Annotated in this window: 1 protein-coding gene; it reads right to left on the bottom strand. The window is 46.6% G+C overall.

The window, feature by feature from the left end:
• Window positions 1–29 precede the first annotated feature (29 nt).
• Window positions 30–522, bottom strand: a 493-nt coding sequence (locus tag FY251_RS20905) for a hypothetical protein (RefSeq protein ID WP_222847869.1), incomplete at its 5' end; no start/stop codon positions are given.

The raw sequence follows: 522 nt of genomic DNA, 5'->3' as shown, positions 1-522 counted from the left end.
GGTCTGACATTTCCGTGTCTCCGTCTGGTTTATTTAAGGTTACAGGCGTCTAGGATCTCAGTGGTTTTTTCTTCTATTGTTTTTTGATTGAAAACTGGGTCATCACCCCATGAAATGGGAGGCATCGTCTGGACCGAAAACAACCATCCATTTTTCGATCCGACCCAATATCCATGTGTCTGTTTTGCTTCACCCATGCTTACCCGTAAGGTTCCCAATTCTCCTTCCATGCCATCTTTCTTTCTGGCATTTCGGGAAATCAGTTCAGCATCGTATGGACTGTCGTCGTAGAAACTTGGGATGAAGCTTTCTTGAGTTATCGAAGGATTTTCGGGTGATGTGCCAACTGTTCTTTTCGTTCCGACTCTCTGGCGTCTAAGGTTCCAAATCACGAGTTGCCCGGTCACTTCATAGCCGAAAGTGACCGACTCAAAGTCATCGGTGAAATCATCCGACATGAAAAAGGTGTCCGAGTCCGTCGGAGCCTGCTCCAGAGAGCAGATTATTGAGTAGGAAGGACTG

The organism is Haloferax sp. KTX1, assembly GCF_902410085.1.
GTDB lineage: Archaea > Halobacteriota > Halobacteria > Halobacteriales > Haloferacaceae > Haloferax > Haloferax massiliensis.
Note: the sequence above shows the minus strand (reverse complement) of the source record. Positions and strands in the feature narration are given on the sequence as shown.